This is a genomic window from Candidatus Flexifilum breve (assembly GCF_016713355.1).
In genome coordinates this window covers 26,328-40,094 of record NZ_JADJPI010000028.1, presented here as the reverse complement: position 1 = coordinate 40,094, position 13,767 = coordinate 26,328, and the positions used below count along the sequence as shown (strand labels likewise).

13 protein-coding genes are annotated in these 13,767 nt (G+C 60.0%); 9 read left to right on the top strand and 4 right to left on the bottom strand.

Annotated features, from left to right (window positions below; translation table 11 throughout):
- Nucleotides 1-15 precede the first annotated feature (15 nt).
- The 3 genes from IPK17_RS21880 to IPK17_RS21870 all read left to right on the top strand — a co-directional run bounded on the left by IPK17_RS21880 (nucleotide 16) and on the right by IPK17_RS21870 (nucleotide 2,895).
- Nucleotides 16-1,356: a site-2 protease family protein gene (locus IPK17_RS21880; protein ID WP_343419825.1), complete on the top strand. Its 1,341-nt coding sequence runs from the start codon at nucleotides 16-18 to the stop codon at nucleotides 1,354-1,356.
- 86 nt (nucleotides 1,357-1,442) lie between these two features.
- A complete protein-coding gene (locus tag IPK17_RS21875) occupies nucleotides 1,443-2,441 on the top strand; it encodes a M48 family metallopeptidase (RefSeq protein WP_343419824.1) in 999 nt (332 codons plus the stop codon).
- Between the two features lie 61 nt (nucleotides 2,442-2,502).
- Nucleotides 2,503-2,895 (top strand): DUF983 domain-containing protein, encoded by a 393-nt coding sequence (locus IPK17_RS21870; RefSeq protein ID WP_343419823.1) that lies wholly within the window; start codon nucleotides 2,503-2,505, stop codon nucleotides 2,893-2,895.
- A 612-nt stretch (nucleotides 2,896-3,507) separates the two neighbouring features.
- Here IPK17_RS21870 and dnaA read toward each other — a convergent pair.
- Entirely contained in the window at nucleotides 3,508-4,899 is a 1,392-nt protein-coding gene (gene dnaA, locus IPK17_RS21865; RefSeq protein ID WP_343419822.1) for a chromosomal replication initiator protein DnaA, read from the bottom strand.
- Between the two features lie 565 nt (nucleotides 4,900-5,464).
- On the opposite strand from dnaA, the gene IPK17_RS21860 reads away from it, so the two are divergent.
- From IPK17_RS21860 to IPK17_RS21845, 4 genes are read left to right on the top strand one after another with little or no spacing between them, the layout of a single operon-like run.
- Nucleotides 5,465-5,761 carry a stage V sporulation protein S gene (locus IPK17_RS21860; protein ID WP_343419847.1) on the top strand — a complete coding sequence of 99 codons (297 nt, stop codon included), beginning with the start codon at nucleotides 5,465-5,467 and terminating at the stop codon, nucleotides 5,759-5,761.
- Nucleotides 5,762-5,768: 7 nt separating this feature from the next.
- Nucleotides 5,769-6,605 carry a PHP domain-containing protein gene (locus IPK17_RS21855; protein WP_343419821.1) on the top strand — a complete coding sequence of 279 codons (837 nt, stop codon included), beginning with the start codon at nucleotides 5,769-5,771 and terminating at the stop codon, nucleotides 6,603-6,605.
- 6 nt (nucleotides 6,606-6,611) lie between these two features.
- Nucleotides 6,612-6,827 carry a DUF1697 domain-containing protein gene (locus IPK17_RS21850; RefSeq protein ID WP_343419820.1) on the top strand — a complete coding sequence of 72 codons (216 nt, stop codon included), beginning with the start codon at nucleotides 6,612-6,614 and terminating at the stop codon, nucleotides 6,825-6,827.
- Nucleotides 6,828-6,849: 22 nt separating this feature from the next.
- Complete coding sequence (locus IPK17_RS21845) at nucleotides 6,850-7,179, top strand: hypothetical protein (RefSeq protein WP_343419819.1); 330 nt, start codon at nucleotides 6,850-6,852, stop codon at nucleotides 7,177-7,179.
- Nucleotides 7,180-7,428: 249 nt separating this feature from the next.
- On the opposite strand, the gene IPK17_RS21840 is transcribed toward IPK17_RS21845, so the two are convergent.
- From IPK17_RS21840 to IPK17_RS21830, 3 genes are all read right to left on the bottom strand, one after another.
- Nucleotides 7,429-8,268, bottom strand: a complete 840-nt coding sequence (locus tag IPK17_RS21840; RefSeq protein ID WP_343419818.1) for a DNA polymerase III delta subunit-related protein — start codon at nucleotides 8,266-8,268, stop codon at nucleotides 7,429-7,431.
- Nucleotides 8,208-8,513 (bottom strand): DNA polymerase III delta subunit-related protein, encoded by a 306-nt coding sequence (locus tag IPK17_RS21835; protein ID WP_343419817.1) that lies wholly within the window; start codon nucleotides 8,511-8,513, stop codon nucleotides 8,208-8,210. The genes IPK17_RS21840 and IPK17_RS21835 overlap by 61 nt, the downstream gene beginning before the upstream one ends.
- 156 nt (nucleotides 8,514-8,669) lie before the next feature.
- On the bottom strand, nucleotides 8,670-10,676 hold the full coding sequence (locus tag IPK17_RS21830; protein WP_343419816.1) for a tetratricopeptide repeat protein: 2,007 nt from the start codon (nucleotides 10,674-10,676) through the stop codon (nucleotides 8,670-8,672).
- Nucleotides 10,677-11,100: 424 nt separating this feature from the next.
- On the opposite strand from IPK17_RS21830, the gene IPK17_RS21825 reads away from it, so the two are divergent.
- Together IPK17_RS21825 and ppk1 are read left to right on the top strand one after the other, a co-directional pair.
- Complete coding sequence (locus IPK17_RS21825; protein ID WP_343419815.1) at nucleotides 11,101-11,481, top strand: cupin domain-containing protein; 381 nt, start codon at nucleotides 11,101-11,103, stop codon at nucleotides 11,479-11,481.
- A gap of 115 nt (nucleotides 11,482-11,596) precedes the next feature.
- The gene (ppk1, locus tag IPK17_RS21820) at nucleotides 11,597-13,732 is read left to right on the top strand and encodes a polyphosphate kinase 1 (protein WP_343419814.1); all 2,136 of its coding nucleotides are present in this window, start codon (nucleotides 11,597-11,599) and stop codon (nucleotides 13,730-13,732) included.
- Nucleotides 13,733-13,767 lie beyond the last annotated feature (35 nt).

Below are 13,767 nucleotides of genomic sequence, written 5' to 3'. Positions count from 1 at the left end.
GCTCGGAGAGTTTTCATGCTCAATGAAACTGCCTCATCCACCGATGATCGTCCCGCCCTGCGGTCGTCGGTGCGTCATGTCCCGCACGAGAATAACGCCGTGCGCGACGAACTCCGCCAGATCGTCATGTCCGTGCTCATGATCGAGCGCGAAATCGTCCCGGCGGACGACCAAACGCCTGCGCCCGACGCGCAGATGCCCGCGGAACTGAACGGCGGTTTGCTCGCCTCGTTCGAAGGGCGGCTGCTGTTCGACTCGGAACAGGCCTATGATCGCCTCGACAAAGTGCTCAAGCCGCTGAACTACCTGCCGATCTTCCGCGAGGCGAACGGCAAGCACGTCGTGCACATCCTCAGTGGGCGCGTGCATCCCGGCGAACGCGGCTGGACGGTCAACCTGTTCATGTTCATCGCCACCTTGATCAGTGTGTTGATCCTCGGCACGCTCATCGCCGTCGGCGAGTTAGAGCTGTCCGATCCCGCGCTGGCCGCTTATGTGGGCGAGAACCTCCTCACGCAGATCTGGCGCGGCCTACCTTACGCGCTCAGCGTCATGCTGATCATTGGCGCGCACGAGTTCGGGCACTACTTTGCCGCGCGCTTCCATAAAGTCTCGGTGACGCTGCCGTACTTCATCCCCGCGCCCATGATCAGCCTGTCGTGGACGATGGGCGCGTTCATCCAACTGCGCGAACCGATCCGCAACCGTAAAGCGCTGCTCGACATTGGCGCGTCCGGCCCGCTGATGGGTTTCCTGTTCACTATCCCCATCCTGATCATCGGCCTGAGCACCTCGTATGTCGGGCCGATCACGCCGGGCGGCGCGCTGGAAGGCAATTCGCTGGTCTATGCGCTGGCCAAAACGCTGATCTTTGGGCGCTTCCTGCCCGCGGATGGCATCGACGTGACCATCAACCAGATGGCGACGGCGGGCTGGTTTGGCCTGCTGCTCACGGGGATTAACCTGCTGCCCATCGGCCAGTTGGACGGCGGGCACATCATCTATTCGCTGCTGGGCGAACGCGCGCGCATGCTCTACATCCCGGTGATGGGCGTGCTCATCATCCTCACGCTGCGCTTCACCGAAGCCTGGCTGCTGTGGGTGGTGCTGCTGTTCTTCTTCGGGCGCATCTACGCGACGCCCCTCGATATGATCACCAAGCTCGATCCACGGCGGCGCCTGATCGGACTTCTGAGTATTATTGTCTTCATCGTGACCTTCATTCCCGTGCCGATCATGTTCACGTCGGAAGGCGCGGGCGGTCTGGAACGGCAGGGCGTGCTGCTCACGCTCGGCGTGGTCGCGGCGGCGAATCTCATTCGGGGGCGGCTCAACCGTCCGCAGTTCAGGGTGTAAAAACCCGGGCGCGCGCCGCGTCGATGGTGGTAGACGGTCAGGTGACTGTCATCAGTGTTTCCAGAAGATCGGAACAAGGAGGCTGTATGAGCTATCGCCGCGATGATTGGATCGACGACGACGAATATCCCGACGACCGCGATGTTGAGGAGTTGGGCGACGATGCGCCCGCCGACTACGACCCGCGCACCATTGGCTACGTCGGGGATCGACCTTCGTTCTGGTCACCCGCGCGTATCGTGCTGCTGATTGTTGTGCTGGTCATCGTCGGGTCGATGCTGCTCATCGAACTGGCGCTGCTCCCGCTGATCCGTGCTGCAATGCTAAACGACCCCGAAGTGCTTGATGGGGACCGCCCGGGGCGGACTAAAAAATCGCCCAAGCAGCTGCGCCGCCTCCAGTCCGGCAGCGCGACGATTGACTACGAGCTGATCTTCTCCCGGCGCAAAACGCTCGGGATTCACGTCTACCCGGATACACGCGTGATCGTCCGTGCGCCGCTCAACACCGATCTGCGCTTCATCGAAGCGCATCTGCACACGCGCGCCGCGTGGATCCTCAAACATCAGCAGCAGTTCCGCCAGACGCCGCCGTCACCCCCGGTCGAGCCGCAGTCCGTCACCGGGGCGACCGTGCGTTATCTCGGTGAAGGCTACACCTTGCGTATCGAAACGAGTCAGCGCCAGCGCGTCCAGTTAGGCGGCGGCGAGATCATCGTCTCTGTGCGCGACGCAACCGACACCGACCACGTCGCCGCCCTGCTGAATCGCTGGCTGCGCGTGCAGGCTGAGCGCGTCTTCGCCGAACGCCTGACGGCCTGCTTTCCCCGCGTCGCGGCGTGGGGCATCGCCTTTCCGCCGCTCAAAATCCGCGATATGAAGACGCGCTGGGGGAGCTGCAGTTCGAAAGGCAATGTGTCGCTCAACCTGCGGCTGATTCACCAGCCCGTCGAGCTGATCGACTACGTCGTGCTGCATGAGCTGTGCCACCTCAAAGAACTGAATCACAGCCCGCGCTTCTGGAAACTGATGGATCGCGTGCTCCCCGATTGGCGCGACCGCCGTAAACGCCTCAATCAGCGCTAGGCTCACCTTGAAACCCCGCTGATCCCCAGTGTAAGATGCAGCCAATCTGAAGAGGTGAATCATGAGCGATTTTGGCAAATGGGCGCATGTGCTGTGGGTGACGTTCCGGCTGCGCTGCCCCAACTGTGAGCAGGGAAAAATCTTCACGGGCTTGTTCAAGCACAACAAGGTGTGTCCCGTGTGCGGTGTGCGCTTTGAACGCGAAGACGGCGAATCGGTCGGCGGCATGTACATCAATCTGAGCGTGGCGGAACTGACGACCGTGGGCGGCTTTTTCCTCGCCGATGCGCTGTGGCATCCGCCCTTTGAGCCGCATCTGCTCTTCTGGGTGATCTACAACGTGCTGTTCATTACGATCTTCTACAGCCGCTCCCGCGCCATGTGGGTTGGCATTTCGTATCTCACGGGCGGCGTGCGGAAAGAGGCCGAGCACAGCGACAGTGCCGCGACGTAGTCCCTCTAGAACAACGGACGCGATTGTGCCATTAAACGAATGATCGCGGATATGGGCTGTAGGGGCGACCCTATGTGGTCGCCCATGAACGGGAGGGGACACTGCCCCTCCCCTACGTCCGGGATCTCCGTATTCATAAGTTAAACTGCATAATTGCGTCCCTACGAGAAAAGTGTGGTTGTGTAGGGACGCGATTTATCGCGTCCGCAAACGCCCAAGACCGACAGGTAACCCGTTTTCACGGCAGTCGACGCACTGACCGGCCTGCCTTGTCCTTTGGCTGACAAACGGTCATTGGCTTAGATCGCGTCCCTACGAAGACCTGTTCGGCTTGGCAGACGCTGCTGGCTCCCCTCGAATTTGGCCCCCCCCCCCCCCCCCCCCCCCCCCCCCCCCCTGTCGGGTGGGGTCGGCAGCTGACCTTTTTCAACATCCTCATGCCTTGTTCCTACAAACACCTCTCTAGCCAAGATCACGAGGCGCTCTTTGGACATCCGCTTTGGCGCGTCTGCTAGCTCGCAGTCTTGGTCTGACTTCAGAGGATGAAGTCACAATCAACAAAAAGGGCGAACCCATCGGTTCGCCCTTTACATATTTGCCTACCAGCCTGACTTACGATCCCTTGACCAACCGCGCCTTGATGTCCTTGACGATGGTTTGCAGGGCGGGGTTGGCGGGCAAATCGCCCGCGACCTTATTGCACGAGTGCAGCACGGTGCTGTGCGTGCGCCCACCAAACGCATCCCCGATTTGCGGGAGCGAGGCGTTCGTCAGTTCCCGCGCCAGATACATCGCGACTTGCCGCGCCATGTTGAGCGCTCCGGTGCGGCGCGGCCCGATCAGATCTTCGGTGCGCAGACCGTAGTGCTTGGCCGTCGTATCCAGCACCTGCGCCAGCGTGATGTGATGGCGTGGGCGGTGATAGCCGTCCATGATTTCGACCGCGGTATCCATCGTCACGGTCTGCCGGGTGAGCTGCGATGTGGCGACCACCTGATTGAACACACCTTCGAGTTCGCGCACGTTGGCTTTCGCCCGGGTCGCCAGCATTTCGGCGACATGCCGCGTCAGCTTGATGTCGCGTTCGCGCGCCCAGTTGCTGAGGATGGCGATGCGCGTTTCCAGCGTGGGCGGCTGCACATCCATCACCAGACCGCCTTCAAAGCGGGAGCGCAGGCGCGCTTCGAGCGTTGTCAGTTCGCGCGGATGCCGATCCGAGGCCAGCACGACCTGTTTGTTATAGGTGTAAAGGGAGTTGAAGGTATGGAAGAATTCTTCTTGCGTGCTCTCTTTGCCCGAAATAAACTGCACGTCGTCGACGAGCAGCACATCGACCGAGCGATAGCGTTCGCGGAACATGGCCGTCGTCCGGTTGCGGATCGAGTCGACCAGATCATTGGTGAACGCTTCCGACGGCACGTAAATCACGCGCAGACCGCGCGCTTTGCACGCGTGGGCAATCGCTTGAAGCAAATGGGTCTTGCCGAGGCCGACACCACCGTAAATAAAAAACGGGTTATAGGAGCTGGCCGGGCGTTCGGCCACCGCCTGCGCCGCCGCGAAAATCATCTCGTTTTCGCTGGCCGCGATGAAGCGGTCGAACGTGTACTTGGGGTTGAGTTCCGACTCCGGCAGTTCGGTCTGCTGCGGGCGGGCGATCTGCTTATGGAGCGGGACGCTCGTTTCGGTCGGTTCCTGCTGCGCGAGCAGCCGGAACAGCGGCATTTCTTCCGCTTCGTCGGCTTCCAGTACAGGTAAATTCTGGCACACTTCAAAACGAAGTTCGACGTTCGCGCCAGCGGCATCGCTGACGGCGCGGCGAATCGTCCGGTATAGACGAAGCTGGAGCATGTCGCGAGCATATGTATTGCCCACGCCGATGACAAAAACCCCTTCTTCGACGCCAAGCAAAGCCGCTCCCTTCAGCCACGTCTCAAAAGTGGGACGTTCAAGCTGCAGTTCGAGTTGATGGTAAGCGGACTTCCACGTCTCTTGCGGGTTCACGAAACCTTATCCTCTATTGGGGTCAGCTGCGCCCCAATCCGGTAATAGAGAAAGCAAAATCGTCCGAGAGAAGAGCTCTCTCGCCGAGCGTAACACAAGCATCAGTTGTCGTTCAGGTGAGTTACCGACCGCGCGGCATTGGGATGCCGGGTCATCAACATTCGTCGACATCGGCGACGTACAAATCAGTATAGTCGATCTCCTGTTCTGATACAACCGATCAACCTTAAAAAATTGAAAAGTTTAAGCTTGGGATTTAATGTCACTGAAATCTTTTAACATTGAGCGGAAAAACCGATCAGATTTTCGCCTGCCCGATTCCAGCGAATGTTTTAACATTGGGATAATTCCTGTCAAACGCTGCATTTAGGAAAAATAACCCCAATGTCCTAGGCAAAACCGGGTTTTATTACAATTTTCATTGTACGTCGGTATAGACATCCACAATCTTTACATGTACAATGACGATAGGTTAAAAATCGTGTTTCAATGAACCCGAGGTGGAGCGATGCCAGACGTTCAAGATGATCGTGCAACCTTCTATAACACTGAATCGGATGATTTCATGGACGAACCGACGACAGCGAGCTCAGGCAAGCCGGACGTGATCAAGGTGTCCGCGAAATCGCGTTCCACAGCGGTAGCGGGGGCGATTGCCGCAGTTATCCGTGAACATCGGTACGCGGAAGTCCAGGCGATTGGTGCAGGCGCAGTCAATCAGGCCGTCAAGGCGCTGGCGATTGCGCGGGGTTATCTGAACGGCGATCAAATCGACATCGTGTGCACTCCCTATTTCACTGAAGTTGACATCGAAGGCCAGGAGCGCACGGCGGTCCGATTCATCGTCGAACCCCGTCCGTAAGAGACGAATGCGTGTAGATTTACATCTGCATACCAATGCATCCGATGGGCAGCATACGCCATCAGAGTTAGTTGTGCTTGCACAGAAATTCAATATCATCGCGATCACCGACCACGATACAACGGACGGAATCGCGGAAGCCCAGGAGGCGGCTCGAAAAATCGGGTCGCCTCAAATTATCCCTGGCATTGAGTTCAGTGCTGAGGATGACGCGGGCGATGTGCATATGCTCGGTTACTTCATCGATATCCAAGATGCCGCGTTTCAGGCGGAACTGCAGAAGTTCCAGAATGATCGTTTTACGCGTGGCCAGCGGATGGTTGAAAAGCTGGCGGCGCTCGGCTTACCGCTCGACTGGAACCGGATCGCCGCGTTGGCGGATGGCGGTTCGATTGGCCGACCGCATATCGCGCGGGCGATGGTCGAAGCGGGCTACGTCGAGACCGTGCGCGAGGCGTTTGATCGCTATATCGCCAATGACGGCATCGCGTATGTCGCGCGGCGGCGCTTGTCACCGGAAGAAGCTGTGCACATGATTCATGCCGCTAAGGGTGTCGCTGTGCTGGCGCATCCCGGTCTGCTGCCGGATCCCGAAGCGATGGTGCGCCGCTTGATTCCATATGGGCTGGATGGCGTCGAAGTGACGCATCCGAGCAATTCGGAAAGTGTGCGCCTCCAGATGCGCGCGTTAGCCCGCGAATTCAGCCTCATCATGACCGGCGGTTCCGACTTTCACGGTTTGGCCATCAAACCGGACGTCCGCATCGGCATGGAGACGCCGCCGGAAGGCTGTGTCCAAGCCCTGCGCCAACGCGCGCAGCGGTACGCTACCCCTAAACCATAAATCGCTATGACGACCTATGTCATCCTGATCCGCGGGATCAATGTTGGCGGCAAAAACAAGATCCCCATGGCAGAGCTGAAAAGCCACCTTGAGGCCCATGGTTTTGCCAGCGTGACCACGTATATCCAGAGCGGTAACGTGATCCTCAAGTCTGATCTTGATGCCGCAACGCTGGCTGCCCAAGTTGAAACCCTCCTGGCAACCAAATTTAAGCTTGGATAGCCCGCAAATCAAAGTCCTGGCGTTGACGCGCAAACAATTGCAGCGGGTCATCGAGCATAAACCGGACGGCTTCGGCGAGGAACCCGACAAATATCACAGCGATGCGATCTTCTTACTGGGGATCGACGCGCAGGCAACGCTGGCGATTTTCAATCCGCGTGAGGGTGTCGATCAAGTCTGGGCGGGCGACGGCGTGATCTACTCGCAGCGGCTCAGCGCCCAACGTACCAAAAGCCGCCTCAACAAAATCATGGCCGACCCCGCCTACAAACTCATGACCATCCGCAATTGGAACACCACCACCAAACTGCTCGATCTGGCGCTGCAAGCTGACGCCGATCACGACCGCTAGCGGTTTCAATTTTGAGCGTGTCCTTAAACTGCACACAGACCTTGGCTTGACAGGCCATTGTAGGGACAAGGCATGCCTTGTCCTCTCTGTTTTCTTCCCGAAATTAGGACGAGGCATGCCTCGTCCCTACGAAAAAGAAATCGGGCTGGCGAGTGCTGTTGTCTCCCCTCCCTGAATTCGGTTGAGGACAGGACACTTTTAACAATGGAGCCATTGTAGGGACCGCCCCCCCCCCCGCGGCCGGGCCGCCTACCTTAGGAAGTGGCTCGAAGCATTAAAACTATCCTGCCGTGAACTGAATTCTGGTAGGGGCTGGGGGTGGGGTCGGTTTAGATCCCCGGATAATCCAGCAGCAGCACGTCGAGCGCGAGGCGCGCATTGGCGTTCGTATCCGTCAGCAGACCGATGGTCTTGCGCGTGGCGCTGACCGCCGTCGCCGCTTCTTCCCCGCTCATCCGATCTTTGAGGCTGATCGAGCGCCGCCGCTTGATCGATGTTGGTCGGTTCGAGGCCGCTGTTCCCCGCCAATAGAAACACATCCCGCCAGAACGACAGCCACAGTTCCAGCAGCGTGATCAGCGCCGCTTTGTCCTTCGATAGATCGTCGGACTGCTTGAAGCGTTCGACGCGCGTCATGCCGAGGATGTTGATCAGCAGATCGAATGCCCCCGCGCGCTGACCGAGCACCTCTTCATTATTGAGCGCGTTGATCGCCCAGCCCATGCGCCCGGCGCTCAGGTGTGCCAGCAGCCGCGCTCGATCCTCGTCAGCGTTGAACAGTTCCGTCAGCGTCTCGTAGACCGTGTGCACGGCGGCGGGGCGTAGATGGATCACCTGACTGCGGCTGGTGATGGTCGGCAGCACCGGCTCCAGCGACTTGGCCAGCAGAATCAGAATAGCGTGCGGCGCGGGTTCTTCCAGCGTTTTGAGCAGCGCATCCTGTGCGCGCGGCTGCGCCGTGTCGAAGTCGCGGAATACGGCGATACGGTAGCGCGCTTCGAACGGCTTGAGCGCCAGCTTCTGCATCATCAGGCGCAGTTCTTCGATTTTGAGCGGGCTGGTCTCGGAGTCGCGCTGCGTGTACAGCACATCCGGGTGATTGCCGGTGGCGATGCGGCGGCACGGCGGAACACTGCCCGCACGGCTCGCTGGTCGGGGTTGGTACAGTTGAGCGCCATGGCGAACTGCCGCGCCAGCGTCTCTTTGCCGACCGATTCCGGGCCGACGAACAGATAGCCGTGGCGGATGCGTTCATACGCCATGCTCTGCTGCAAGTGCGCGACCGCCCAATCGTGCCCGTAGATCTGCCAGTGGTGTGTAAAAGTCGTCGTCATTCACTCAACATCCTGTTTCCTGAGACGATCATAGCACATTCTGCGTTGCACACCATCCACGCCGATTATTGCTCCCCTCTCCAAGCCTTGAGGACAGACAGGTTTAACAATCGAGGGAATAGTAGGGACGCCCAACGAGGCTTGTCCGCAAATGATTCACCATTCGCAACGGCTCAGAAAGGGTGATTCGAGTTTACCCCTCACCCCCAGCCCCTCTCCCTTGGGAGGGGGCTGGGGTGAGCCAGGCCAGCTCCTCTTGGGAGAGGGGTCGGCCAGCCCCAACGCCTGATAATTCTCGCTCAGCCACGTTTGATAGTCGGTGTTCGCCGGGTCAAGCTGCATAGCGGCCTGAATATCCGCGCGCGCCTGATCGATGCGCCCCGCATTGAACTGCGCCAGCCCGCGATAGAACAGCGCGACCGAGTCTTGCGGATTGGCTTCGAGCGCCCGGGTGTAGATCGTCGCGGCCATCTCATTGTCGTTGAGCGCGAACAGGTAGATCCCGGCGAGGTCAGTGTAGCGCCGGGCGTTGTTCGGGTCCAGCGCAATGGCACGCGTCTCGCTGTCAATCGCTTCCTGATAGCGCCCGAGCGCATAGTACACATCGCCGATGAGCGAATACAGCGTGGCGCTTTCGGGCTGCAAGCGGATCGCCTCGTTGAAGTCGGCGAGCGCTTCTTCATACCGCCCCACGTCCGAATGAGCGCGGGCGCGCGCTTCGACGTACCCGCCGTTGTCGGGATCGAGGTTGATCGCCGCGCTGAAATCGCCAATGGCGGCGTCAGGGCGTCCTAGTTCCACCTGACTCAGCCCGCGGTAGTAGTAGGCGGTGGCGTTATTGCCATCGGCGTACAGCGCCTGCGTGTAGATTTCGACGGCGGTGGCATAGTCCTGCTGCGCGAAGTAGTAGATGCCGCCGAGATCCGTGTAGTAGCGCGAATTGTTCGGTTCCAGCATGATCGCGCGGTTCTTATTGGCGATCGCTTCCGCGTAGCGCTGCTGGTTGTAGTACAGGTCGCCCACCGACGAATAGTACGCGCCCACCTGCGGCGCCAGGCGGATCGCTTCATTGAAGTCGGTGAACGCGGCATCGATTTGCCCCTGTTCGCGGTTGGCGGCGGCGCGCCACGCGAAGGCATTGGCGCTGGTCGGTGCCAGCCGAATCGCTTCGCTGAACTGGGTCACGGCGTTGGCGTAGTCATTCATGGCGTAGGCGGTTGCGCCGCGCCAGTACGCGTTGGCCGGATCGGCGGCATCCAACTGCGCCGCGTTGTTCAAATCGTTGACCGCCGAGTCGTAAAGCTGCTGCGCGCGGAAGCTGACCGCGCGCGCTCGGTACGCCCAATCGGCGGACGGCGCGGCGCTCACAATGGCGTCGTAGTCGGCCATCGCTTCGTTCCACAGTTGGAGCGCGTCATACAGCGCGGCGCGCTGCGCCCGCACGCACAGATCGTCCGGGCTGAAGTCCAGCGCGCGGTTGTAACTGCCCATCGCTTCGTTGATCAGCCCGCGTTCGCGCAGGGCTGATCCGCGATACGTGTAGACTGCCGCCAGATTCAGATCGACGGCGCGCGCACCGGGCGCGGAGCGGGCAGCTTGGTTGAGCAGCGACACCGCCGCGCTGATCTGGTCGCTGTGGTACAGCGCCAACCCGAGCAGCGTGCTCACGGCGTAGGTTTTATCGTCGGGTGTGCTGACGAAATGCGCCTGACTTTCGGGCGTGCATTCGGCAATCGCCACGGGCTGCGCGGCACAGTGCACGCACCCCGCCGGGTTGATCGCATACTGCGCGTCGATACTGCCGAGCTGCGCGCTGCCCCACACGACCAACGCCGCGTTTTGCTGCGTCGCCAGTGTGAGCGCCTCGGCGCGGGAGTTGATCGTCCCAGAATGCGTTTGCACCTGCACGCTCACGCCGACGGGCGGGAGCTGCGCAATGGCCTGTTCCAGCCCCGCGCGCCACTCGTCGGTCACCGGGAAGTTGCTCCCGTTGTTGGCGAACTGCGCGATCAGGATGCGCGTGGTCGGCAGGGGCGCCGTGGCGCTCGACGCGGTCGCTGTGGGCAGCAGGCGTGGCACCACCAGCACGGCGGCGATCACGACGATCAGCACGATGACGATCAGCGCGGCGATCAGGCGGATGGGGAGTTGACGAGCGTTCATAGGCTTTCCTTGCGTGCGGTGGTCAGTCTAAGCTAGCGTCAGTTATGGATAGCGCCCAGTGCTCGGTCGCTCCCCTCCCCGAATTCAGTTGAAGACAGGATACTTTTAACATTGGGAGCCATTCGGATCCGCATCTGAGGGAAACTGTGTTTGGTAGGGACGCGCAACGGCGCGTCCGTTTCGCTCCCAGTTCGAGGACGCCCCATGGGGCGTCCCTACAATTCCCTCGATTGTTAAAACTGTCCCTCCCTCAACCGAATTCAGGGTGGGGTCGGCTGTTTTATCCATAGCTGACCTTATTCTACGGTGAGTCGGGGAAATTGGTTGTTAGGTATTGACTCGGTTCGTTTGCGCATCTGCATTGACTCCGTTGTAATCAACTCATATGATTCGCTAGTCAATCGTCAATACTGCGGAGGCCGCTATGCACCAGCTTGCTCCCAAACTGCTGTCTGCCATCCCGGATCACCTTGCGCCGGACGGCTCGGAGATTCGCGAACTGCTGTCGGTGACGGGCGCGAGCCTCGCGCACTGCACGCTGCCCCCCAATCAGATGTCCAAGGCGGTCAAGCATCGCACCGTCGAAGAGATCTGGTATGTGCTGGCTGGTCAGGGACAAGTCTGGCGCAAGCTTGGCATTGATGAACTCGTTGTCGACGCCGTGCCCGGCATGGCGCTGACCATTCCGCGTGACACCCACTTCCAATTTCGCAACACCGGCCCGGAACCGTTCGTGTTCGTGATCGCAACCTCCCCCAAATGGCCGGGCGCGGATGAGGCCATTTCCGTGCCGGATTACTGGTAGCGTATCAGTGTGCTTTTCGCCGTACATCCATGCCCTTTGAGCGACGTCGTAAAATGCTTTACAGGCGGCGCACAACTGGATAAGATGGATGGCATTATACGGAAAAGGTACATCTATGCGCTTTGACATTAACCTCGAGCATGCGCCCGAATTAGACGCCGACAACTACATCAATCGCGAGTTAAGCTGGGTTGATTTCAACACGCGCGTGCTTGCGCAGGCCGAAGACGAATCGCTGCCTCTGTTAGAGCGTCTCAAGTTTCTCGCCATCGTCAGCAGCAACACCGACGAATTTTTCATGGTGCGCGTGGCGACCATCCACAAAAAGCTGGCGCTCAACGTGCCCAGCAACCGCCCGGATGGCATTCCCTACCCGGTTTTGATCGAAGAGGTGCGCGCCCGCGTGCTCACGCTCATGCAGCGCCAGCGCGAACTGATGCGCACGCTTCTGGGACAACTGCGCAATTACGGCGTGATGGTCGACGCGGTGAGCGACCTGCCGAAAGAGTATCGCCACGCCCTGCGCGAACACTTCTTTGAAGAGATCTTCCCCGTGCTCACGCCGCTGGCTGTCGATCATGCGCGCCCGTTCCCGTTCATCTCCAACCTGAGCATGAATCTGGCGATCTGCCTGCGGCGTAAGGGCGAACCCGACGAGCAGGACGAGTTTGTGCGCGTCAAAATCCCGGATACGATGCCGCGCTTGCTCAACGTGAATGATGTGGTGCGCAAGCACGGCGGCGAGCTGCCCACCCAAGAACGCTTCGTGTGGATTGAAGACCTGATCGCCGAAAATCTCGATCTGCTGTTCCCCGGCATGAAGGTCGTCGAGTTTGTGCCCTTCCGCGTGACGCGCAACGCCGACATCGACTTCGAAAATGAGCGCGAAGATCACCCGTACAGCAACAACTTCCATATCAGCGACATTATCGAGGAGAGCATCAAGGAGCGGCGCTTCGGGTCGATTGTGCGCCTCGCCGTGCCCGACGATGTCAACAAGCGCGCGCTGCGGCGGCTGCTCGAACACCTTGAAATCGTGCCAGAACGCGATCTGTACCGCGTCAATGGCGCGTTGGGCGGCGCGAGCCTGTTCCAACTCACCGGCATCGATCACCCGGAACTGAAGTACACGCCCTATGTGCCGAAAATGCCCGCGCTGATGGAGTACGACAGCATCTTTGACGCCATCCGCGAGCGCGATTGGCTGGTGCATCACCCCTATGACTCGTTCGCGCCCGTCGAAGCCTTCTTCCAGCAGGCCGCGCGCGACCCCAATGTGCTGGCGATCAAGGCGACCCTCTACCGCGTCGGGCGCAATTCGCCCGTCGTGCAGGCGCTCATGGAAGCGCGCGACAATAACAAACAGGTCGCCGTGCTGGTGGAACTCAAGGCGCGCTTTGACGAAGAGCACAACCTCGAATGGGCACGGCAGATGGACGAAGCCGGCATTCACGTCACTTACGGTGTCGAAGAACTGCCCGTCAAGACCCACGCCAAGATCGCGCTCGTCGTGCGCCGCGAACCGGACGGTGTGCATCGCTACGTGCATCTCGGCACGGGCAACTACAATGCCGCGACCGCCCGCCTGTACACGGATATGGGCTTGTTCACCGCCAACAAAGTGCTCGCCGATGACGCCTCCAAGCTGTTCAACCGCTTGACCGGCTATGCCCCCGCGACCACCTACCAGCGGCTGCTGGTCGCGCCGGAATTCCTGCTGCCCAATCTCGCCGAACTGATCGATCACGAGATCGCCGCCGCCCGTGACGGCAAAGATGCGCGCTTGATCTTCAAGATGAATCAGCTCGAAGAAGACCTGATGATCCGCAAGCTGTATGAAGCCTCACAGGCCGGCGTGCAGGTGGATCTCATGGTGCGCGGCATTTGCTGTCTGCGTCCCGGCCTCCCCGGCATCAGCGAAAACATCCGCGTGCGCAGCATCGTCGGGCGCTACCTCGAACACAGCCGCATCTTCTATTTCCACAACGCGCCGCCGGATCGCCGCATTTATATGGGCAGCGCCGACCTGATGCGCCGCAACCTGTACAACCGCGTCGAAGTGGTGTTCCCTGTGCTCGACCAGCGCTTGCAGCGTGATATTGTGCATATTCTGGAGACCTACACCCGCGACAACACGCAGGCGTGGGATCTCGCCCCGGATGGCGTGTATCACCGTTTGCAGCCCGCCCCCGGCGAAGAAGCGTTCTCCGCGCAGGAAGCCTTCATGGCGAACAGCCTCGGCGTGTCCTAGCCCCCGTTGGCGGCGGGGCGCCGATCTGGGCGCTC